Genomic DNA, 20,266 nt, shown 5'->3' on the forward strand with positions numbered 1-20,266 from the left:
CGGGGGCCGGGGGACCAGCCGTCACTCCGCGTCGAGCACCACTCGGGAGTGGAGTCCGAGCCGGTCGAGGAACGCCTCGTCGTGGCTGACGACGACCAGGCCGCCCCGCCAGGCGGCGAGAACGTCGACGAGGTGGTCGGTCGTGGCGAGATCGAGGTCGTTCGTCGGCTCGTCGAGCACGAGCAGCTGCGGAGCGGGCTGCGCCAGCACGAGCCCGGCGAGCGCGACGCGGAACCGCTCGCCGCCCGAGAGCGACGCGATCCTCCGATCGACCACGTCGCCGCGCACCAGGAGCCGCGCGAGGGCGTTCCGCAGCTCGACCGCCGGACGATCCGGCGCGGCCCGGGAGACGTGCTCCCGCACGGTGGCCTCCTCGTCGAGGAGTCCCTCGCGGCGCTGGGGGAGCCAGCCGACCCGCTCCGTCAGCGCTCGGGCCGTGGTGCCGGCGAGCGGATGCTCCCGCGCACCCGGCGCCCCGACGAGGTGCTCGAGCAGGGTGGTCTTCCCCGTCCCGTTCGCGCCGACCACGGCGATCCGCTCCGGCCCCTGGAGCACCGTCGTCCGGCCGCGCACCGTCACCTCCGCCAGACGGCGCCCGGCCGCGACCCCGGGGTCCGGCAGGTCGAGGCGGACCCGGTCGTCGTCCCGGACTGCCCGCGACGCGGCGTCGACCTGCTCGCGCGCCCGCGCCTCCGCGGCCCCGTGCCCGGAGCGCAGCCGTCCCGCGGTCGCCTCGGCGCGTCCTCTCCGCGCGTTCGCGAGGATCGCGGGCATCGACTCCGCCGATCGCGCCCCCGCCCGCGCCCGACGGGCGATGGTCGTCTCGGCCTCGATGCGCTGCCGCCGCTCGGCGCGGAGAAGCCGGTCGGCGTCGCGCAGATCGCGCTCCGCGGCCGCCTGCTCGAGGGCGAGCCGCTCCTCGAACGCCGAGAACGTCCCGCCGGAGGTGCGGACGGCCCCGTCGCGCAGCTCCGCGATCTCGTCGACGTGCTCGAGCAGCTCCCGGTCGTGGCTGACGAGCACGAGCGTCCCGCGCCACCGGTCGACCAGGTCGAGCAGAAGCCCTCGGGAGCGCCGGTCGAGGTCGTTCGTCGGCTCGTCGAGCACGGCGATCGGCCGGCCGCGCAGCCGGACGCCGGTCACGGCCGTGAGGACGGCCTGCCCTCCGGAGAGGGTCGCGACCGGCCGCAGCAGGTCCGCCTCCTCCAGGTCGAGACCGGCGTCGCCGAGTGCGGCGAGCGCCCGGGCCTCGAGGTCCCAGTCGTCCGCGAGCACCTCGAAGTGCCTCGGATCCGCGTCGCCGCGGAGGATCGCGTGCAGAGCGTCCAGGCGCTGCCGGATCCCGAGGAGATCGGCGACGGTGTCGTCGGGCCCTCGCCGGAGGCGCTGGGGCAGCAGGTCGACGGGTCCCGTCGTCGAGACGCTCCCGGCGGTGGGGGAGAGGCCGCCGGTGACGAGGCGGACGAGGGTGGATTTGCCGGCGCCGTTCGCGCCGACGAGACCGGTGCGCCCGCGGCCGAACGCAGTGGTCACGCGGTCGAGGACGACGGAGCCGTCGGGCCAGGCGAACGTGCAGTCGTGGAGGACGACGGCGGGCGGGGTGGTGCGGGAAGTGGAGGGCACGGTGCTCCAGGGGTCGGTGTCGGCGCACGACGACCACCGGGCTCCGAAGGAGCAACGGCTCGCCCCTGAGGGGCGGGCACGGGGGACGTCAGTGCGAGAGCAGCTGCTGCGTCGTGGACGCAGTACCGGTGCTGGGGCGCAAGAGTCCGTCTTCCGTGCGGGGAGCCCCCGTGACCGCGAGCCGCTGGATCGGCCGGTGTGGCGGCCGCACCGACGTCGCGGCTCGCGACGAGGTACGGGTCGACCGTACGTGCCCGTCGGACCCGTGCGCAACCGTGACCGACTGCTCGTCCGCGGCCTGCGTCCGTCGGCGCCGTCGCGCGGCTCGCCTGGACGGCTCTCCCCCCACGGCGGGACGGCCGGACCGCCCGGGTGCGCACGCTGCTGCCCGCCGGTCGAGGGGGTCGCCGGCGGGCCCTCCCGTCGCCGGGCCCTCACTACGCTGAGCCCATGGTGACCATTCGCGACGTCGCGGCCGATGCGGGGGTGGCCCGCAGCACGGTGTCCTACGTGCTCTCCGGCAACAAGAAGCTCCCGGAGGCGACCCGGCTGCGCGTGCTCGCGAGCGTCGAGCGGCTCGGCTACCGGCCCGACCCGATGGCGCGGGCCCTGGCGCTGCGGCGCACGAACATCCTCGGCTTCTTCGCCTCCGTCGATCCGGAGTCGCGGCAGACCGATGTCGACGTCTTCATGCGCTTCGTGCGGGCGGCGATGTACGCGGCCCGCGCCCGCGGCTTCGACCTGCTGATGATGGGCACGGGCGAGGGGGAGCTGGCGCGCGACGTCCTCGCCGACGCGCTCGTCGTGATGGACATCCGCCGGGACGACCCCCGGCTGCCGGTCCTCGCGAGCATCGGCCTGCCGACCGCGCTGGTCGGCTACCCGGGCGAGGGCAGCCCGTTCAGCGCGATCGACCTCGACTTCGACGGCGCGGCGCGGGTCGCCGTCGACCACCTCGCCGACCTCGGGCACGTCGAGATCGCGGTCCTCGGGATGGGCCCCGACGCCTACGAGAGCGGCTACGCCTTCGCCCTGCGGTTCCGCGAGGGCTTCCTCGACCAGTGCCGCCTGCGCGGCGTGCGGGGAGCCGTCATCCCCAGCACCGACGACGTCGACGACTGGTTCGAGCAGGCGCAGGAGCAGCTCCCCGGCCTGAGCGCCGTGGTCACGCACGGGCCGGGCGTGCTCGAGCCGTTCCTGCAGCGCCTCAGTGGCCTGGGCCTGCGCGTCCCGGAGGACTGCTCGATCATGACCATCGCCCCGGAGGCGGTGATGCGGCACGCCGACCAGCCGGTCACCGTGGTGGACCTGCCCGGCGACGAGATGGTCTCGCGGGCGGTCGACCTGGTGCTCGACGAGCTCGCCGGCACCGCGACTCCGGGAGTGACGGAGCTGCTGCCCGCGGTGGTCGTGGACCTCGGCACCACCGCGCCCTTCTCGCCGGGCACCAGCCGGGGCGTCGTCCCCTCGTGGCGGCGGGCGCGCGGCTGACGTCGACCGGGTCGCCGGGGGCGTTCCCCGGGCGATCGGTGAACCGGTTCTCCGAAATCTATTGAACCGGTTCTCCGACTCGGTTAGGCTCGCCACGACTTCCGGACGGACCGCCCCAGCGGGCGCCCCCGGAGGGTCTTCCCGGCGCGAGCGCTCCGCTCGTTCCGACCGTATTCAGAGAGGAATACCGTGAAGAACAGCATCCGACGGGCCGCAGGCGCCGCCTCCCTCGTCCTCATCGCCGGAGTCGCCCTCAGCGCGTGCAGCGCACAGGGAGCGGGCGACGACTCGTCGAAGTCGCTCACCCTCTGGGACAGCTTCACCCAGTACGACGCGTCCTCCCCCTACGGCCAGCTCCTGGCCGGCTGCGAGGCCTCGACCGGGATCACCCTCGAGCGCACCTCCGACCCCGACCTCACCACCAAGCTCCTGCAGTCGGCCGCGTCGAAGACCACGCCGAACCTGGTCGTCCTCGACAACCCCAACGTCGCGAAGTTCGCCGACACCGGCCTGCTCGTCGACAACGCCGCCTCCGGGCTCGACACCAGCGACGTCCTCCCGAACGTGCTCGCCGCCGGCCAGCTGGACGGGAAGACCTACGGCTCGTCGATCGGCTCGAACACCCTCGCGCTCTTCTACAACAAGGCGCTCTTCGAGGCAGCCGGCGTCACTCCGCCGACGACCTGGGACGAGCTGACCACCGCCGCGAAAGCCCTCACCGCGGGCGACGTCACCGGGCTCGGCTTCTCCGCGATCGGCACCGAGGAGGGCACCTTCCAGTTCCTGCCCTTCTTCTGGGGCTCCGGTGCGACCCTCGAGGACATCTCCTCCGACGACGCCGTCTCGGCGCTCGCACTCTGGACCGACCTGGTGAAGAGCGGCTCGGCCTCGCAGGCGAACGTCAACGCCAACCAGCAGGACGTCCGCGACCAGTTCCTCGCAGGCAAGCTCGGGATGATGGTCAACGGCACCTGGCAGCTCTCCGCCCTCGACGAGGCGGGCATCGACTACGGCGTCGTGCCGATCCCGGCGAAGGACGGGGGAGCGGCACCGAGCCCGCTCGGCGGCGAGTTCGTCGAGGTGGTCGCCTCCGACGCCGCGAAGCAGACGCTCGCCACGGAGTTCGCGCAGTGCGTCATCCAGCCCGACAGCCTGAAGGCCTGGGCGGCCGGCCAGTCGTACATCATGCCGTACGCCGACGCGGCCGCCGAGCAGGCGACCGAGGACCCCGCGCTCCAGCCGTGGGTGGAGGCCATCTCGGTCGCGCAGGGACGCACCAGCGACCTCGGCGTCGCCTACCCCGACACCTCGAAGGCGCTCTGGACCGCGATCCAGGAGTCGCTGACCGGCTCGAAGACGCCGCAGGCGGCCCTCGACGACGCCGCGGCGAGCCTGAAGTAGCGGCCGCATGACCGACCCCGCCGTGCTCACGGCGCCGGTCGCGGGCGGGGCGGCCACCAGGCCGCCCGCCCGCCGCCGACCCCGCTCCCACCTCCGCCTCGCCGCCGCCGCCTTCATGGCGCCCGTGGTGATCTTCCTCGCCGTCTTCTTCGTCTACCCGATCATCCGCGGCGTCGTCCTCAGCCTCCAGGACTTCGGACCGTCGTCCTTCGTGACCGGGATCGCCCCCTTCGTCGGCTTCGACAACTACGTCACGGTCGTCACCGATCCGATCTTCGCGAGCATCGCCTGGCACACCGTGGTCTTCACCGTGGTCTCGCTGGTGGGCCAGTTCACGATCGGCATGGCCCTGGCGCTGTTCTTCAGCCGCCGCTTCCCGCTCTCGGCGACGTTCCGCTCCCTCATCCTGCTGCCGTGGCTCCTGCCGCTGATCGTCTCGGCGACGGCCTGGCGCTGGATCTTCGACCAGCAGTTCGGCATCCTGAACGCCGCGATCGGCACGCCGGTCGGCTGGCTGACCGATCCGTCCGTCTCGCTGTGGGCGGTCATCATCGCCAACATCTGGCTGGGCATCCCGTTCAACATGGTGCTGCTGCACGGAGGCCTGCAGGGCATCCCCGAGAGCCTCTACGAGGCCGCGGCACTGGACGGCGCCTCGCGCTGGCGGTCCTTCTGGAGCATCACCTGGCCGCTGCTGCGACCGGTGACCTCCGTCACGCTCCTCCTCGGCCTCGTCTACACGATCAAGGTGTTCGACGTCATCTGGATCCTCACCAAGGGAGGCCCGGCCAACAGCTCGCACACCCTCGCGACCTGGGCCTACGAGCAGTCCTTCACCGACCTGCAGTTCGGAGTCGGTGCGGCGGCCGGCCAGATCCTCGTGATCGTCGCCCTCGTCTTCGGCGTGATCTACATCCGCGCCCAGCGCAAGGAGGACCTCGGATGAACCGGCACACCACAGGGCTGCGCCGCGGGATCGACGTGGTCATCGCGATCGTGCTCTGCGGCTTCCTCCTCTTCCCGCTCTACTGGATGGTCAACGTCTCGCTGACCAAGCCGCAGAACCTGATCCAGACCCCGCCGAGCCTGTTCCCCGGCGACCCGACCCTCGACGGGTACGTGCAGGCGTTCTCGACGCAGCTGCCGAACCTCATCACGAGCCTCGTGATCTCGATCGGCTGCGTGATCCTGACGCTGGCGATCGCCCTGCCCGCCGCCTTCGCGATGGCGAAGTTCCGGGTGCGGGGGACCGGCGTCGTGATGTTCGTGTTCCTCCTCGCCCAGATGATCCCCGGGATCGTCCTGGTCACCGCGCTGTTCGCGATCTACAACGCGCTGGGGCTGCTCAACACCTATCCGGGCCTGATCCTCGCCGACGCGACCGCCTCCGTGCCGTTCGCGGTGATCATCCTCCGGGCCTTCATGCTCGGCATCCCCGACGAGCTGATCGAGGCCGCGCGGATCGACGGTGCGAGCAACTGGCGCTCCTTCGTCTCGATCGTCATCCCGCTGAGCCGGAACTCGATCGTGACCGCGGGCCTGTTCTCGTTCCTGTTCGCCTGGGCCGACTTCCTCAACGCGAACTCGCTCACCTCGGGCAACAGCATCGTGCCGTTCACCCTCGGCCTCTACCGCTACATCGGATCGACCACCACCAACTGGAACGGGATCATGGCGACCGCCGTGATCGCCTCCATCCCGGCCGCCGTGCTGCTGATCGTGGCCCAGCGCTACGTCGCCGCCGGGGTCACCGCCGGCGCGGTCAAGGACTGAGCGCCGTGCCCGACTCGAGGAAGCAGGAGCACATGGACACCGACGCGTTCGCGCTCGAGGGGGACCGCCTCGTCTGGCGCGGCGACGGCGAGACCGTCGTCGTCGAGCCGTGGGGGAGGGACAGCGTCCGGGTCCGCGCCCGCCGGTCCGGGGAGGTCCTCGACACCGACTGGGCGCTGATCGCCCCCGAGCGCCACGCGCCGGAGGTCTCGATCGAGGGACCGCGGGCGACGCTGCGCGCCGGCGGCATCACCGTCGTCCTCGAGCAGCAGGAGGGCTACGGGTACCAGACCGGCTACCACGAGCTCTCCTGCTCCCTCTCCTTCTACGACCGTCGGGGGGAGCTGCTCTTCCGGGAGCTCGGGAGCGGGGGAGCGCTCAAGCTGCGCGCCCGCGAGCAGCGTCCGCACCTGGGCGGCGACTTCCGGCTGACCGCGCTGTTCGAGACGTCCCCCGACGAGAAGCTGTACGGGATGGGGCAGTACCAGCAGGACATCCTCGATCTGAAGGGCTGCACGCTCGAGCTCGCGCACCGCAACTCCCAGTCGAGCGTCCCGTTCGTGCTGTCGAGCCGCGGCTACGGCTTCCTCTGGCACAACCCCGCGATCGGCCGCGCGACCTTCGCGGCCAACCGCACGGAGTGGTCCGCCGAGTCCTCCCAGCAGCTCGACTACTGGGTGACCGCGGGGGAGACCCCGGCCGACATCACCCGGGCCTACGCCGACGCGACCGGGCACGTCCCGATGATGCCCGAGCACGGCCTCGGCTTCTGGCAGTGCAAGCTGCGCTACTGGAACCAGGAGCAGCTGCTCGAGGTCGCCCGCGAGCACCGGCGCCGCGGCCTGCCGATGGACGTGATCGTGGCCGACTTCTTCCACTGGCCGCACATGGGCGACTTCCGCTTCGAGGAGGAGTTCTGGCCGGATCCGTCCGCCATGGTCGCCGAGCTGCGCGAGCTCGGGATCGAGCTGATGGTCTCGGTCTGGCCGCAGGTGTCGGTCGAGTCCGAGAACTACATCGCGATGAAGAAGGGGAACCTCCTCGTCAAGGCAGAGCGGGGCCTGGACCTGCACATGCAGTTCGAGGGTCCGAGCGCGTTCTACGACGCGACGAGCCCCGCCGCCCGGAGGTTCGTCTGGGAGGCGTGCCGGCGCAACTACGGCGAGCACGGGATCCGGCTCTTCTGGCTCGACGAGGCCGAGCCCGAGTACGGCGTCTACGACTTCGACAACTACCGCTACGCCGCCGGCCCCGCCGTCCAGGTCGGCAACCTCTACCCGCAGGCGTTCTCCCGCGGCTTCTTCGAGGGGCAGAGCGAGGGCGGGGAGACCGCGATCGTCAACCTCGTCCGCACCGCGTGGGCGGGCAGCCAGCGCTACGGCGCGCTCGTGTGGTCGGGCGACATCCATTCGACCTTCGCGGACCTGCGCCACCAGATCACGGCCGGCATCCACATGGGCGTCGCGGGGATCCCGTGGTTCACGACCGACATCGGAGGATTCGCCGGGGGAGACCCGTCGGATCCGGAGTTCCGTGAGCTCCTCGTGCGCTGGTTCCAGTTCGGCGCGTTCAGCCCGGTGATGCGCCTCCACGGCGACCGTGCGCCGTCGGCCCCGGTCACGGCCGCCGACGGGAGCCGCCGCGCCGCGACCGGAGCCGCGAACGAGGTGTGGAGCTTCGGCGAGGAGGCGACGCCGATCCTCACCCGCCTGCTGCATCTGCGCGAGACCCTGCGCCCGTACACGCGCGAGGCGATGCGGGAGGCGCACGAGCTGGGCCAGCCCGTGCTGCGCGCGGTGTTCCACGAGTTCCCGGGGGACCCGGAGGCCTGGGATCTGGCCGACCAGTACCTCTTCGGCTCGGACCTGCTGGTGGCTCCGGTCACGCACGCCGGAGACGTCTCCCGACGGGTCTACCTGCCCGCCGGGGCGCGCTGGACGGAGCTCTCGACGGGCGCCGAGCACGAGGGCGGGCAGTGGATCGTCGCCGACGCGCCGCTGGCCGTCATCCCGGTCTTCGCGCGCGACGGCCGGCAGGCGCACCTCGTCGGGCAGCTCTGAGCGGAGGCTCCCCGCTGACCGGAGGGTTCCGCCGCGAGGAGCGCCCCGCGTCAGCCCGTCCCCGCGAGCCAGAAGTCGACCGCGTCGGGGGACGGGCGCCCGGCGACCCGGACGACGTCGCCGAACTCGAGCACGCTGTCCGGATCCTCCTGGACGGCCGGCCACCGCTCGCGGCCGGCGGCGTCCGGATCGCCGTGGGAGACGAACGCGAGCCAGCGCGCGGTCATCTCCTGCTCGAGCCGGCGGTCGACGTCCGTGTAGTCGGCGTCGCCGTCCGCCCCGAGGTTCCCGTACGCGTACATCACCTCGGCGCCGTGGTACGCGCCGAACCGCTCGAGTCCGCTCTCCGGGGGAGTGCGCGTGAAGATGTAGGCGTGGACGTGCGCCCGCCCGGTCCGGGCGGCCGTCAGCGCCCAGAGCCGCATCGGGGCGGTCATCGTCCGGTCGCTGCCGGCGCGCAGCCGGGAGTCGACGACCTGGTCCTCGACGGCACCCGGGTACAGCGCGAGGAAGCGGTCCGCGTCGTCTCCGTGCTCCCGGCGCACCTCCTGCTCGTAGGCGTCCGGATCCGGGTCGACGCCTCCCAGCAGATCGAGCGAGGTCTCGTCGGAGTTGCTGCCGAGCAGGAGGGGGACGTCGTTCTGCCGACCGGCCTCGTAGACGGCGAGCGGCGTGTCGGGGAGGACGACGCTGTCGATCGAGGGCCACCAGTGCTGCGAGAGGCCCGCGGCGGCCGCGACGATGCGCTCGGCCGGCAGGGCCCGCATCTCGGCCAGGCTCGCCCCGCCGAGGGCCTCGCTCAGGCGCGCAGCCGCCTCCCGTGCGGTGGCGGCGTCGTCGTAGAGGTCGCCGGCCTCGCGATCTCCCGCCGACCCCAGGCATCCTCCGCTCTCCCCGATGATCCCGTGGAGGAGGCCGGCCGCGAGGGGCGAGGCCCCGAGGATGCAGGCGCTGCCGGAGCCGGCGGACTGGCCGGCGACCGTCACCCGCCCCGGGTCCCCGCCGAAAGCGGCGATGTTGTCCTGCACCCACTGCAGAGCGGCGACCTGGTCGAGCAGTCCCTGGTTCCCCGGGGTGCCGCCGCCGAGCACATCACCGGCGAGGAAACCGAGGACGCCCAGACGGTAGGCGACGGTGACGACCACCGCGCCCCGGGAGGCGAGCGCCGCGCCGTCGTAGGCGGGGAGGGCGCCGGACCCCGAGACGAACGCGCCGCCGTGGAGGTAGACGAGGACCGGGCTGGAGTCGCCCGCCCCGCCGGCCGGCGTCCAGATGTTCAGGCGGAGGCTGTCCTCGTCCGTCGCGTACCCGCCGAGGAGCGTCTCCTCCAGCGGCAGGTCGAGCACGCGGGTCGCCGCTCGGGAGAGGAACGTCGGCTCCGGCTGAACGGCGGAGGGGCCGAAGTCGTCGGCCACGAGGGTCGCCGACCGCTGCGGGGCCGGGCGGGGCGCCTCCCAGCGCAGCGGGCCGACCGGGGGAGCGGCGTAGGGGATCCCCGCGAAGGCGTCGACCCCGGCCGCGGCGTCGTGCACACCGACGACGTCGCCCTGCCGGGTCGTGACCGGGGCGGTGTGCGGACCGGCGAGCGTCCGCGTCGCCGGGAGAGGACCCGCGGCGAGGGCGACGGCTCCGACGAGCCCTGCGGACGCGACCCAGGCCGCCGTACGCAGCATCCAGTGCCGGTGCCGCCAGCTCCTCGAGACGGCCGCGATCAGGACCGCGGCCGCCGCGACGACGAGCCACCCCCACCACTCCACCCGGTTCAGCCAGGCGAGGACCGCCCCGATGAGCACGACGGTCGCGGTCGGCAGCCACCGGGACCGTCGCCGTCGAGGTTCGGGCGTTCCAGTTCTCGATACGGTATGCATTGGAAACGAAACGTACTGAAAAGGCCCATCCAGCGCAAGGATCCGAATAGGCTGGGGGCGTGGTCACAGGCGAGCAGGCTCCGGTCCGGCGGAGGAGCGAGACGCGACGACGTCTCCTCGCCGCGGCCGCCGAGCTCTTCGAGAGCACGGGCACCATCGGCCAGCGCGTCGAGGACATCTGCGCGCAGGCGGGCTTCACCCGCGGCGCGTTCTACTCGAACTTCGCCGGTGTCGACCAGCTCTTCCTCGCACTCCACGAGGAGCAGGCCGCGAGAGTGTGGGGGAGCCTGCAGGAGGCCCTCGACGTCCAGCTGCAGGAGGAGCACCGCGCGGCGACCCTCGACGGCGCCGTACGCTCCCTCCTCGACGCGCTCCCGTCCAGCCGCGAGTGGTTCTCCCTGCGGTCGGTGCTCCTGGCACGCGCTGCCGCGGACCCGGAGTTCGCCGAGCGGATGATGATCGACGACGACCGCGTCTCGCGCGAGCTGGGCGAGCGCTTCGCCGCCCTCGCCGCCGTGCACGGCCGCGTCCCCGCCGTCGAGTCCGCCGTCCTGGCGAAGGCGGTCGTCGCGGCGCACGTCGGGTCGGTGAGCCAGTGGCCCGTGGACACCAGCGCCGAACTCACGCAGCGCATGGTCGTCGCCGCGGTGATCCGAGGCCTCACCGTCGAAGCGCCCGGTCTGCCATCGGAGCGCGGCGGCGATCGATGACGTCCTGTCGCAGGAGCGTTGAGGGGAGCCGATCGCCATCCCTGCAGAACGGGACTTCGGTCGAACTGACATAATGTGCATTATCGGATAACGGCGGAGGGGCCGGACGGACCGGGACTGAGGCCGCCCGACGGTCCGGCACGTCATCAGCGGATCGGCGAATGCTCCACCCACGCCTCGACGTCCTCGTACCAGCACGTCTCGGTCGGAGTGTCGAAGCGCGTGACCAGCCGCAGCTGCGGATCGACGGTCATCGTGGCGCGGACGCCGTCGTCGGCCCGATCCTCTCGGGCGCCTGCGGTAACGCGCGTCAGCGGCCCTGCGAGCGCTCCCGCAGGTTCACCATCACCGCGGCTGCATCGAGAAGGATGCTCACGCCGCCCGGTGTCCGCCGACGGACGGACTGCGCCCACGACGGCATCGGACTCCCCCGATGCCGGTCCGCTGCCGTCGACCGGGGTCATCCGTCGAGGAGCGCAGACCCGTGCGCCGGCGTCAGCCCCCGGACAGGATCAGGCGAAGTCGGAGATGTCGCCGACGAGGCGGGTGTTGTCCGCGGGGATCGGCTCGACGGCCGCCAGAGCGACCTCGGCCGCGAACTCCTGCACGTTGTAGAGCTTGCCGGCCGACTCGCGACGCGAGCTGATCGCGCCCGGGTTCGCGCGCTCCAGCAGGGTCGCGGTGATGGTGCCCTCGATCATGTCGCCCGAGACGACGACGAACTCGATCCCGCGCTCGGCGAGCTCGCCGATCCGCTCGCGCAGGGCGTCCTCGCCGGCGCGCTTGGAGAGCGCGACGGGCTCGTACTCGGGCATCGTGGGCGTGGTCCGGATGAAGTGCGCCTGGTGGCTCGTGACGAACACGACACGAGAGCCCTCGGAGAGCAGCGGCAGCGCCGCGTCGAGCACGGCGACCTGCGAGTCGCGGTTGAGGACCATCGCGTAGTCCTCCCCCATGTTGCTCTCCATGCCGCCGGAGGCGTTCAGGACGAGCACGTCCAGTCCTCCGTACTCCTTCTCGATGCGGGAGAAGAGCTCGGCGCGCGAGTCGGCGTCGGTGAGATCGGCTCCGACGGCGACGGCGGTGCCGCCGGCCTCGACGATCTGCGCGACGAGCTTGTCGGCGCGCGGCGCCTTCGAGCGGTAGTTGACGACGACGCGGGCTCCGGCCTCGGCCAGGTAGCGGACCGTGTCGGCGCCGATGCCGCGGGACGACCCGGTGACGAGAGCGCGCTTGCCGTCGAAGGAGCCGGGGGCGAGGGGATTGGACACGGGTATTCCTCCAGGACGCCGGCTCGGAGACCGGATCGGGCACGATGACGGGCCACGGCCCGACGGAGGAGTCTACCAAGGGCCTCGAGACCGTCGGCGCACCCCCTCTCCCAGCCCTCGTCCGGGGGGCGTTGATAGCCTGGGAATGCTCGTCGAGGGGAAGGAGCACACAGCATGGACGCTGTCACCCAGTACGCGTGGATCCTCTGGCTCGCGCTGATCCTCATCTTCGTGATCGTCGAGATGATCACTCTCGAGTTCACGTTCCTGATGCTCGCCGTCGGCAGCATCGGCGGACTGCTGACCGGGCTGGTCGGGGCTCCCTTCTGGGTCCAGGTCCCCGTCGCGGCCGTCCTCGCCGCCCTCCTGCTGTTCACCGTCCGTCCGCCGCTGCTGCGGCTGCTGAAGCGGGGCGGCGATCCCACCCCCAGCGGAGCGGACGCTCTCCTCGGGCTCTCCGGCAGCGTCGTCCTCGCCGCCCCCGGAGCCGGCCAGGTCAAGCTCGCCAACGGCGAGACCTGGACCGTCCGCCTGTCCCCGCTCGTCGAGGACCGCACACTCGGAGTCGGCGAGAGAGTCGTCGTCACCGCCATCGAGGGCGCGACCGCGGTCGTCGTCCCCGCCGAAAGGAGCACACCGTGACACCGTCCTCCGTCGTGACGATCGTCGTCGTCGCCGCCGTCGTCCTCTTCGCCCTGGTCGTCCTCTTCCGAGCGGTCCGCATCATCCCCCAGGCCACCGCCGGGGTCGTGGAGCGCCTCGGCAAGTACCACAAGACCCTGCTGCCGGGCCTCAATCTCGTCGTGCCGTTCATCGACCGGGTCCGCCCGCTGATCGATCTGCGCGAGCAGGTCGTCTCGTTCCCGCCCCAGCCCGTGATCACGGAGGACAACCTCGTCGTCTCGATCGACACGGTCGTCTACTTCCAGGTGACGGACGCCCGCGCGGCGACCTACGAGATCGCCAACTACCTCGGCGCGGTCGAGCAGCTGACCACCACCACGCTCCGCAACGTCGTCGGCGGCCTGAACCTCGAGGAGGCGCTGACCTCCCGCGACAACATCAACGGGCAGCTGCGCATCGTCCTCGACGAGGCCACCGGCAAGTGGGGCATCCGCGTCGGACGCGTGGAGCTCAAGGCCATCGACCCGCCCCTCTCCATCCAGGACTCGATGGAGAAGCAGATGCGCGCCGAGCGCGACCGTCGAGCCGTGATCCTCACCGCCGAGGGCACCAAGCAGTCCCAGATCCTGAACGCCGAGGGTCAGCGCCAGGCCGCGATCCTCGCTGCGGAGGGCCAGGCGAAGGCGGCGGTCCTGCGGGCCGAGGGTGAGGCCAAGGCGATCACCACCGTCTTCCACGCCATCCACGAGGGCCGCCCCGACAGCGAGCTCCTCGCGTACCAGTATCTCCAGACACTCCCCAAGATCGCCGAGGGCAGCGCGAACAAGCTCTGGGTCATCCCGAGCGAGCTCACCGAGGCGCTGAAGGGCATCGGAGGCGCGCTCGGCCAGCGCGGCCAGTCCGCCTCGGCGGTCCGCCCGCAGGACGCGGCACCCCCGTCGGCGCCTGCGGCGTTCGCGCCTGCCGCATCCGGGTCCGTCGGCTCCACTCCTGTCGAGCCCGGATCCGACACGTCCGCCCCCGTGGCGCCCGCGACGACCGACGGAGCCCCCGGCTCGGCGCCCACTCCCCCGCCGCCGGCCGTCTAGCCGCGGACCCGGTCCGCGATGCGCACCCCTGAGCGACCCCTCGCCCTGAGCGGGCCGACCCCCCGGGTGATCGCGCATCGCGGGTTCGGCCCGCAGGCCGAGGGCAACACGCTCGCCGCCTTCGAACGCGCCCTCGCCGCGGGTGCGGACCTCCTCGAGACGGACGCGCGCGCCTCCCTCGACGGGGTCGCCGTGCTCGTCCACGACGCCGAGGTGATCGACCGCTCCGGCCGCCGCCACGTCGTCGCCGCCACCCGGTGGGAGGAGCTCGCCGATCTCCGACTGGCGGGCGGCGCCCGGCTCGCCTCTCTCGAGCAGGCCCTCGCCGCACTCCCCCGCGCGCGCTTCAACATCGACGTGAAGTCGCGGGACGCGATCGACCCGGTCGTCGCGGCGGTGTCCGGCGCCGCCGCCGCGGAGCGCGTCCTGATCACCTCGTTCTCCGAGATCCGTCGAGCAGCGGCCCTCCGCCGTCTTCCCGGCGCCGCGACCTCGGCGTCGGCGGTCCGCTTCGTCGTCGCCCTGGTCGCCGCCCACCTCGGCGCCGCCCTCCCCGTGCGTCTCGCTCTCCGCGGCATCGACGCGCTCCAGGTGCCCGAGCGCGCGCTCGGCCTCCGCGTCGCCGAGCCGCGGATCCTCGCCCGGCTGCGGGTGACCGGCTGCGAGATCCACCTCTGGACCATCGACGATCCGGAGCGGATGGAGCAGCTCCTCGCGCTCGGGATCGACGGGCTCGTGACCGACCGCACCGACCTCGCCCGAGCGGCCGTCGACGCCTTCCTCAGCGCCCGTCAGCCACGCCCTCAGGAACCGCGGAATACGCCTCCGACCTGAGGATTCTCTGGCAATGGCAGGGACGGGAAGACCACCTCCAGGTACGACGTTGACACTGGGGAAGCACAGCGAGAGGAGACCACACAATGGCAGATCGAAGCCTGCGAGGAATGCGGCTCGGATCCCAGAGCCTGCAGAGCGAAGAAGGCGTCGTCTTCTCCCCGCGATCGACGTACGAGTACCACTGCGCGAACTGCGGCCACGACACCGACATGGTGTTCTCGGCCGACGCGGAAGCACCGGAGACCTGGGAGTGCCGCTCCTGCGGTCACGAGGCCACTCTGATGGTGGACTCGAAGCCGGTCGTCGTGGACAAGGGCGAGCAGAAGGCTCCGCGCACCCACTGGGACATGCTGCTCGAGCGTCGGACCCGCGCGGAGCTGGAGGAGCTGCTCGAGGAGCGGCTCGCCTATCTGCGCGCCAGGCGCGGCGAGCACAAGATCGGCGCGTAGCGCCGGTCAGCGGTAACGGCGTCGCGGCTCGCGCGTCCTGAGGACGAACGAGACCATGCCGATGAGACCGGCGGCCAGGAAGTACCAGCCGAGGTCTCGCGCCCACACCAGAGCCGGGGTCGTGGTGGAGCTGAGGGGGACCTCGTCCACCATGGCACCCGGCTCGAACCATGTCAGGGAGTCGATCGTCGCGCCGTCCGGCCCGATGATCGCACTCGTCCCGACGGTCGAGATGTTGACCACGCTGCGCCCGGTCTCGATGGCCCGCAGGCGAGCGATCGCGAGCTGCTGGACGCTCTCGTCGGTCCGGCCGAAGTCGGCGTTGTTGGTCTGCCCGAGGATGACCTGGGCTCCCCCGTCGACCATCGCGTTCGTCAGCGCGTCGTCCGAGATGTCGAAGCAGATCGCGATGCCTGCGAGCACGCCGTTCACGTCGAAGACGTTGGGACGGGTGCCGATCGAGTAGTCGCGGCTCACCAGGTCGACCAGGTCCGGAGCGAACATCCGCCAGAACGCCCGGTCCGGCATGTACTCGGCGAACGGGACGGGATGCACCTTGTCGTAGACCTGCGTCGCCCCCTCCCCCGCCTTCCAGAGCAGCGAGCTGTTGTAGAAGACGTCGTCCGAGGGGTTCGTGATCGTGCCCACGACGAACGGCGCGTCCATCGTCCGGCTGAGGTAGTCGAGGACGGCGGCCGACTGGGCGTTCCGGGTCGGATCGATGTCGACGCCGTTCTCGGGCCACACCACCATGTCGACGTCCTGATCGAGGATCGGCAGCGTCGCCGAGGTGTGGTCCTCGAGGATCTGCCCGCGGTAGCTCTGCGAGAACAGGCCCGCATCGGAGTCGCCCTGGACGGCGGCGATCCGGGTCGTGCCCTCCGTCGGTGCCGGCCAGGCGGGGAACACCAGCGCCACGATCGCGAAGCCCGCGAGAGCGCTGACGCGAGAGGAGGCCGGGACGGACATCTCGCGGACGGCCTGCGCGAGCACGGCCGCGAGGAACGCCACCACGAAGCCGAGGCCGGCGAAGCCGATCCACGCCGCGAGACCGGCGAGCGGGCCGAGGGACTGCGAGATCGCGAGGCGGCCCCAGGCGAAGCCGCCGTAGGGCCAGACGCTGGTGATCGACTCGCGCCCGATCCAGAGCGCCCCCAGGAGGGCGGGGAGGCCGACCATCCGGCCGAGCGGTCCCGTCCAGACGCGGTGGCCGCGCGTGGAGACGACCGCCATCAGCCCCGCGGAGAGCGCGAAGAAGATCGCCTGCAGGCCGGCGAGGGCCGCCCACGGGACCGGGCCGAGGTAGAGGGTCAGCCACTCGATGTGGACGCCCCAGAAGACCGCTCCGCCGACGAGGCCGACGAGGCTCCCGCTCCAGAAGCCGCGCCCCGCCAGCGCGAACAGGATCGCCGCGGCGCCCACGATCGCCAGCGGCCAGACGTCGGAGTCGGGGAAGCCGCGGTCGAGCACGGCGCCGCCGAGGGCGGCGAGGGGCAGCGCCACCCACAGCGGAACGGTCCGCCCGTCGGGCGGAGGAGCGATCGGCGTCATGCGACCGTCGAGTACGCGACGATGCCGCGGCGGACCAGGTCGAGGGCGGTCCGGGCCGCGCGGCCGACCTTGCCCTCGGCGACGACGGAGAGCTGGTCGAGGAGGTCGATGGTCTGCTTCGCCCAGCGCACGAAGTCGCCGGCGGCCATGTCGGACTCGCGGAGCACCATGTCGAGCGGCATGCCCTTGGCCCACATGTTCATGGACAGCGCCAGGCTCGTCGAGATCGGGTTGCTGCCCGGCAAGCGGTGCTCCCGCTCGACGTCGTCGAGCCGGGCCCACAGAAGCTGGGTCCTCTCCAGCGCCTCGGGGAACGCGCCGCGGGGCAGGAACTGCTCGCCGAGCGTCCCCTCCTCGCGTCGCGGCTCGAAGACCAGGCAGCACGCCATCGCCGCGAGGCCGGCCGGATCGAGCTCCGTCCACGCCTGCTTCCGGAGGCACTCGGCGACGAGCAGGTCCCGCTCCCCGTAGATCCGGCGGAGCGTGCGACCGTTGGGCGTCAGCGAGAGCTCGCCGACCTCGTCCCGGCGGAAGTAGCCGAGCTCGAGCAGCACGTCCGTGATGTGGTCGAAGATGCGGGCGACGGCGCCGGTGCGCGAGCGGATCTGGCGCTCGATCTCGTCGGTCTCGCGGCGCAGCTTCCACCAGCGCTCGGCCCAGCGCGCGTGCTGCTCGCGGTCGGAGCAGGCGTGGCACGGGTGCGCCTTCATCCGACGCCGCAGGCTCGTGAGCTGTCCCTGGCGCTTCTCGCGCTCGGCGTGGGAGGCCGACTCGCCGCGCACCGCGCCCCGGCGCTCGAGGTCGCCGATCTCACGGCGGATCGCCGCGTACTGCTCGAAGTCGCCCAGGTGGCACTGCATCGCCGTGACGTAGCCCGCCATCGACTCCTCCTGCTGGCGGACCCGGCGGGCGAGATCGACGACGGACCGGTCGGCCTGGAACTGCGCGAACGACGACTCGAGGATCTCGCGCGTGCGCACCCGCCCGAACTGCTCGATCAGGTTCGCGGCCATGTTGTAGCTGGGGCGGAAGCTGGAGTTGAGCGGGTAGGTCCGCCGGGAGGCGAGGGACGCGACCGCCTGAGGGTCCATCCCGCCGCGCCACTGGATCACCGAGTGGCCCTCGACGTCGATGCCGCGTCGGCCCGCCCGGCCGGTGAGCTGGGTGTACTCCCCCGGTGTGATCGGGACGCGCGCCTCGCCGTTGAACTTCTCGAGCTTCTCGAGGACGACCGTGCGGGCCGGCATGTTGATGCCGAGCGCGAGCGTCTCGGTCGCGAAGACCACGCGCACGAGCCGGCGCAGGAACAGCTCCTCGACGACCTCCTTGAAGGCGGGGAGCATCCCGGCGTGGTGCGCGGCGACGCCCCGCTGGAGTCCGTCGAGCCACTCCCAGTAGCCGAGCACCGCGAGGTCCTCGTCGCGGATCGTCCGGCACCGCTCCTCGACGATCGCGCGGATCTCGTCGCGCTCGTGGCGCTCGGTGAGGCGCACGCCCGACCGCAGCACCTGGCGCACGGCCTGGTCGCAGCCCGCACGGCTGAAGACGAAGAAGATCGCGGGGAGGAGGTTCTTGCCGCGGAGGATCTCGACGACCTCCGAGCGCAGCACGAGCTCCTCGGTGCGCTGCTCCGGGTAGCGGCCGCGACCGCCTCGGCCGTTGCGGCCGCCCCTGCCGCCGCGCTCGACCCGGGAGCCGCCCTGGGCCATGCGGGCGAGCTCGGGGTTCACCCGGTTCGTCGCCGCCCGACCGGAGGAGTCGAAGAGGTCGACCAGCTTGCCGCCCACCAGGACGTGCTGGTCGAGCGGGACGGGCCGCTCCTCGGAGACGATGACCTCGGTCTCGCCCCGGACGGTCTGGAGCCAGTCGCCGAACTCCTCGGCGTTCGACACGGTCGCGCTGAGCGAGACCAGCCGCACGCGCTGCGGGAGGTGGATGATGACCTCCTCCCAGACGGCGCCGCGGAAGCGGTCGGCGAGGTAGTGCACCTCGTCCATCACGACGTAGGCGAGGTCGCGCAGGAGGTCCGAGTCGGCGTACAGCATGTTGCGCAGCACCTCGGTCGTCATCACGACGATGCGGGCGCGCGCGTTGACGTTGGAGTCGCCGGTCAGCAGACCGACCTCGGAGGCTCCGTAGTCCTCGACGAACTCCTGGAACTTCTGGTTGCTCAGCGCCTTCATCGGCGTCGTGTAAAAGACCTTGGCCGTCGGGTCCTGCATGGCCAGGTGGATCGCGAACTCGGCCACCGCCGTCTTGCCGGCGCCGGTGGGCGCGGCGACGAGGACGCTGTGGCCGTCGTCGAGAGCGCTGCAGGCCTCGTACTGGAAGGGGTCGAGGTCGAACGCGAGGGTCGAGCGGAACGCCTCGACCCTCGCGTGGCCCTGGCGCGTCCGGAACGCGGCGAACCGCTCGGCGGGAGACGGTCCGGTCACGCGGGCAGATCGGAGGGGCTGCCGTCGAACACCAGCTGGCGCTTGGCGGCGCGCCGGTCGTGCAGGATCGCGATCCCGCAGGCGAGGAAGAACAGGAAGATGATCGGGATGGCCAGGAGGAACATCGAGATCGGGTCGGCCGCGGGGGTCGCGATCGCCGTGAAGAGCACGATCGCCATGATCGCGATGCGCCACGACTTGAGGATCAGCATGCCGGGGAGGATGCCGAGGAAGTTGAGGAGCACCAGGAAGACGGGCAGCACGAAGGCGATGCCGACGACCAGCACGAGCTTGAGAACGAACTCGTAGTAGATCTTGGCGTCGAGGAAGCTCGCCGCGTTGCTGCCGGTGAAGCTCGTCAGGAGCTCCACGATGTGCGGGAACACGAACCAGCCGGCCGCACAGCCCGCGAAGAACAGCGGGATGGCGGTGAGGATGAAGCCGAGGCCGTACCGCATCTCCTTGCGGGTCAGGCCCGGGACGAGGAACGCCCAGATCTGGTAGAGCCAGACCGGGCTCGCCAGGACGATGCCCACCGTGATGGCGATCTGCAGCCGCAGGTCGAAGGCACCGGCGATCGTCGGGAAGTTGAGGATCGCCTCCTTGCCCTGGGTGGAGGCCACCTCGGAGATCGGAGCCTTGAGGGCCTCGAAGACCCACTCCGAGACGAACCACCCCGCGACGCACGCGATGACGATCGCGATCGCCGACTTGAAGAGCCTGTTGCGAAGCTCGACGAGGTGCGCCCCGAGCGACATGCGCCCGTCGGGGTTCTTCGTCCGCTTCGTCCGTGGCTTCTTCGGTGCCACGGACGTCATTACTTGAGCGGGGACTCGGGCGGCGTGGTGGTGCCGGTGCCGGTGGTCGTGCCGGTGGATCCGGCGACGGTGCCGGTGGTCCCCTCGGTCGACTCACGGCGCTCGGTGCCGTCCTCGTCCTTCATGGTCTTGACCTCGCTCTTGAAGATCCGCATCGACTGCCCGACACTGCGGGCCAGCTGCGGGAGCTTGGGCGCACCGAACAGGAGGAGGATCACGGCGAGGATGATGAGGAGGTGCCACCCCTGGAGGCCAGCGAACATTGCA

17 protein-coding genes are annotated in these 20,266 nt (G+C 71.8%); 10 read left to right on the top strand and 7 right to left on the bottom strand.

Annotation, left to right across the window (positions count from 1 at the left end; all coding sequences use genetic code 11):
- Nucleotides 1-21 precede the first annotated feature (21 nt).
- Nucleotides 22-1,623: an ABC-F family ATP-binding cassette domain-containing protein gene (locus tag C5D50_RS12415; protein WP_104283643.1), complete on the bottom strand. Its 1,602-nt coding sequence runs from the start codon at nucleotides 1,621-1,623 to the stop codon at nucleotides 22-24.
- A 450-nt stretch (nucleotides 1,624-2,073) separates the two neighbouring features.
- On the opposite strand from C5D50_RS12415, the gene C5D50_RS12420 reads away from it, so the two are divergent.
- The 5 genes from C5D50_RS12420 (at nucleotide 2,074) to C5D50_RS12440 (ending at nucleotide 8,348) form a co-directional block, all read left to right on the top strand.
- A complete protein-coding gene (locus C5D50_RS12420; RefSeq protein ID WP_104222050.1) occupies nucleotides 2,074-3,114 on the top strand; it encodes a LacI family DNA-binding transcriptional regulator in 1,041 nt (346 codons plus the stop codon).
- 189 nt (nucleotides 3,115-3,303) lie between these two features.
- A complete protein-coding gene (locus tag C5D50_RS12425) occupies nucleotides 3,304-4,515 on the top strand; it encodes an extracellular solute-binding protein (RefSeq protein ID WP_104222048.1) in 1,212 nt (403 codons plus the stop codon).
- Between the two features lie 7 nt (nucleotides 4,516-4,522).
- Complete coding sequence (locus C5D50_RS12430) at nucleotides 4,523-5,461, top strand: carbohydrate ABC transporter permease (RefSeq protein ID WP_104225253.1); 939 nt, start codon at nucleotides 4,523-4,525, stop codon at nucleotides 5,459-5,461.
- Complete coding sequence (locus C5D50_RS12435; RefSeq protein WP_104222044.1) at nucleotides 5,458-6,288, top strand: carbohydrate ABC transporter permease; 831 nt, start codon at nucleotides 5,458-5,460, stop codon at nucleotides 6,286-6,288. The genes C5D50_RS12430 and C5D50_RS12435 overlap by 4 nt, the downstream gene beginning before the upstream one ends.
- 32 nt (nucleotides 6,289-6,320) lie before the next feature.
- On the top strand, nucleotides 6,321-8,348 hold the full coding sequence (locus C5D50_RS12440; RefSeq protein WP_104283666.1) for a TIM-barrel domain-containing protein: 2,028 nt from the start codon (nucleotides 6,321-6,323) through the stop codon (nucleotides 8,346-8,348).
- Nucleotides 8,349-8,398: 50 nt separating this feature from the next.
- Here C5D50_RS12440 and C5D50_RS12445 read toward each other — a convergent pair whose 3' ends face one another.
- Nucleotides 8,399-10,141: a carboxylesterase/lipase family protein gene (locus C5D50_RS12445; protein WP_219814719.1), complete on the bottom strand. Its 1,743-nt coding sequence runs from the start codon at nucleotides 10,139-10,141 to the stop codon at nucleotides 8,399-8,401.
- A 134-nt stretch (nucleotides 10,142-10,275) separates the two neighbouring features.
- Between C5D50_RS12445 and C5D50_RS12450 the strand changes: the two genes are divergently transcribed.
- Nucleotides 10,276-10,926, top strand: coding sequence for a TetR/AcrR family transcriptional regulator (locus C5D50_RS12450; RefSeq protein ID WP_104283647.1), 651 nt, complete (start codon nucleotides 10,276-10,278; stop codon nucleotides 10,924-10,926).
- Between the two features lie 512 nt (nucleotides 10,927-11,438).
- Here C5D50_RS12450 and C5D50_RS12455 read toward each other — a convergent pair.
- On the bottom strand, nucleotides 11,439-12,197 hold the full coding sequence (locus C5D50_RS12455; protein ID WP_104250337.1) for an SDR family oxidoreductase: 759 nt from the start codon (nucleotides 12,195-12,197) through the stop codon (nucleotides 11,439-11,441).
- A gap of 174 nt (nucleotides 12,198-12,371) precedes the next feature.
- Between C5D50_RS12455 and C5D50_RS12460 the strand changes: the two genes are divergently transcribed.
- The 4 genes from C5D50_RS12460 (at nucleotide 12,372) to C5D50_RS12475 (ending at nucleotide 15,195) form a co-directional block, all read left to right on the top strand.
- Complete coding sequence (locus C5D50_RS12460) at nucleotides 12,372-12,839, top strand: NfeD family protein (RefSeq protein WP_104283648.1); 468 nt, start codon at nucleotides 12,372-12,374, stop codon at nucleotides 12,837-12,839.
- 14 nt (nucleotides 12,840-12,853) lie between these two features.
- Nucleotides 12,854-13,909 carry an SPFH domain-containing protein gene (locus C5D50_RS12465; protein ID WP_374955349.1) on the top strand — a complete coding sequence of 352 codons (1,056 nt, stop codon included), beginning with the start codon at nucleotides 12,854-12,856 and terminating at the stop codon, nucleotides 13,907-13,909.
- An 18-nt stretch (nucleotides 13,910-13,927) separates the two neighbouring features.
- A complete protein-coding gene (locus tag C5D50_RS12470) occupies nucleotides 13,928-14,743 on the top strand; it encodes a glycerophosphodiester phosphodiesterase family protein (RefSeq protein ID WP_104232600.1) in 816 nt (271 codons plus the stop codon).
- A gap of 86 nt (nucleotides 14,744-14,829) precedes the next feature.
- Entirely contained in the window at nucleotides 14,830-15,195 is a 366-nt protein-coding gene (locus tag C5D50_RS12475) for an RNA polymerase-binding protein RbpA (RefSeq protein WP_068207052.1), read from the top strand.
- A gap of 6 nt (nucleotides 15,196-15,201) precedes the next feature.
- Here the strand turns inward: C5D50_RS12475 and lnt are convergent, their stop codons facing one another.
- From lnt to tatA, 4 genes are read right to left on the bottom strand one after another with little or no spacing between them, the layout of a single operon-like run.
- Entirely contained in the window at nucleotides 15,202-16,746 is a 1,545-nt protein-coding gene (lnt, locus tag C5D50_RS12480) for an apolipoprotein N-acyltransferase (protein WP_104283650.1), read from the bottom strand.
- On the bottom strand, nucleotides 16,743-19,181 hold the full coding sequence (locus tag C5D50_RS12485) for an RNA helicase (RefSeq protein WP_104222026.1): 2,439 nt from the start codon (nucleotides 19,179-19,181) through the stop codon (nucleotides 16,743-16,745). The genes lnt and C5D50_RS12485 overlap by 4 nt, the downstream gene beginning before the upstream one ends.
- Complete coding sequence (gene tatC, locus C5D50_RS12490; protein WP_374952911.1) at nucleotides 19,178-19,999, bottom strand: twin-arginine translocase subunit TatC; 822 nt, start codon at nucleotides 19,997-19,999, stop codon at nucleotides 19,178-19,180. The genes C5D50_RS12485 and tatC overlap by 4 nt, the downstream gene beginning before the upstream one ends.
- A complete protein-coding gene (gene tatA / locus C5D50_RS12495; RefSeq protein WP_104222022.1) occupies nucleotides 19,999-20,262 on the bottom strand; it encodes a Sec-independent protein translocase subunit TatA in 264 nt (87 codons plus the stop codon). The genes tatC and tatA overlap by 1 nt, the downstream gene beginning before the upstream one ends.
- Nucleotides 20,263-20,266: the final 4 nt, after the last annotated feature.

The sequence above is a fragment of the Rathayibacter sp. RFBD1 genome (assembly GCF_002932915.1).
Classification (GTDB): Bacteria; Actinomycetota; Actinomycetes; order Actinomycetales; family Microbacteriaceae; genus Rathayibacter.

Bases quoted from the DNA above. Each gene is read 5' to 3' on its own strand.
- C5D50_RS12420 (WP_104222050.1), top strand. From the start codon at position 2,074: ATGGTGACCATTCGCGACGTCGCGGCCGATGCGGGGGTGGCCCGCAGC.
- C5D50_RS12430 (WP_104225253.1), top strand. From the start codon at position 4,523: ATGACCGACCCCGCCGTGCTCACGGCGCCGGTCGCGGGCGGGGCGGCC.
- C5D50_RS12435 (WP_104222044.1), top strand. From the start codon at position 5,458: ATGAACCGGCACACCACAGGGCTGCGCCGCGGGATCGACGTGGTCATC.
- C5D50_RS12440 (WP_104283666.1), top strand. From the start codon at position 6,321: ATGGACACCGACGCGTTCGCGCTCGAGGGGGACCGCCTCGTCTGGCGC.
- C5D50_RS12460 (WP_104283648.1), top strand. From the start codon at position 12,372: ATGGACGCTGTCACCCAGTACGCGTGGATCCTCTGGCTCGCGCTGATC.
- C5D50_RS12470 (WP_104232600.1), top strand. From the start codon at position 13,928: ATGCGCACCCCTGAGCGACCCCTCGCCCTGAGCGGGCCGACCCCCCGG.
- C5D50_RS12475 (WP_068207052.1), top strand. From the start codon at position 14,830: ATGGCAGATCGAAGCCTGCGAGGAATGCGGCTCGGATCCCAGAGCCTG.
- lnt (WP_104283650.1), bottom strand. From the start codon at position 16,746: ATGACGCCGATCGCTCCTCCGCCCGACGGGCGGACCGTTCCGCTGTGG.
- tatC (WP_374952911.1), bottom strand. From the start codon at position 19,999: ATGACGTCCGTGGCACCGAAGAAGCCACGGACGAAGCGGACGAAGAAC.
- tatA (WP_104222022.1), bottom strand. From the start codon at position 20,262: ATGTTCGCTGGCCTCCAGGGGTGGCACCTCCTCATCATCCTCGCCGTG.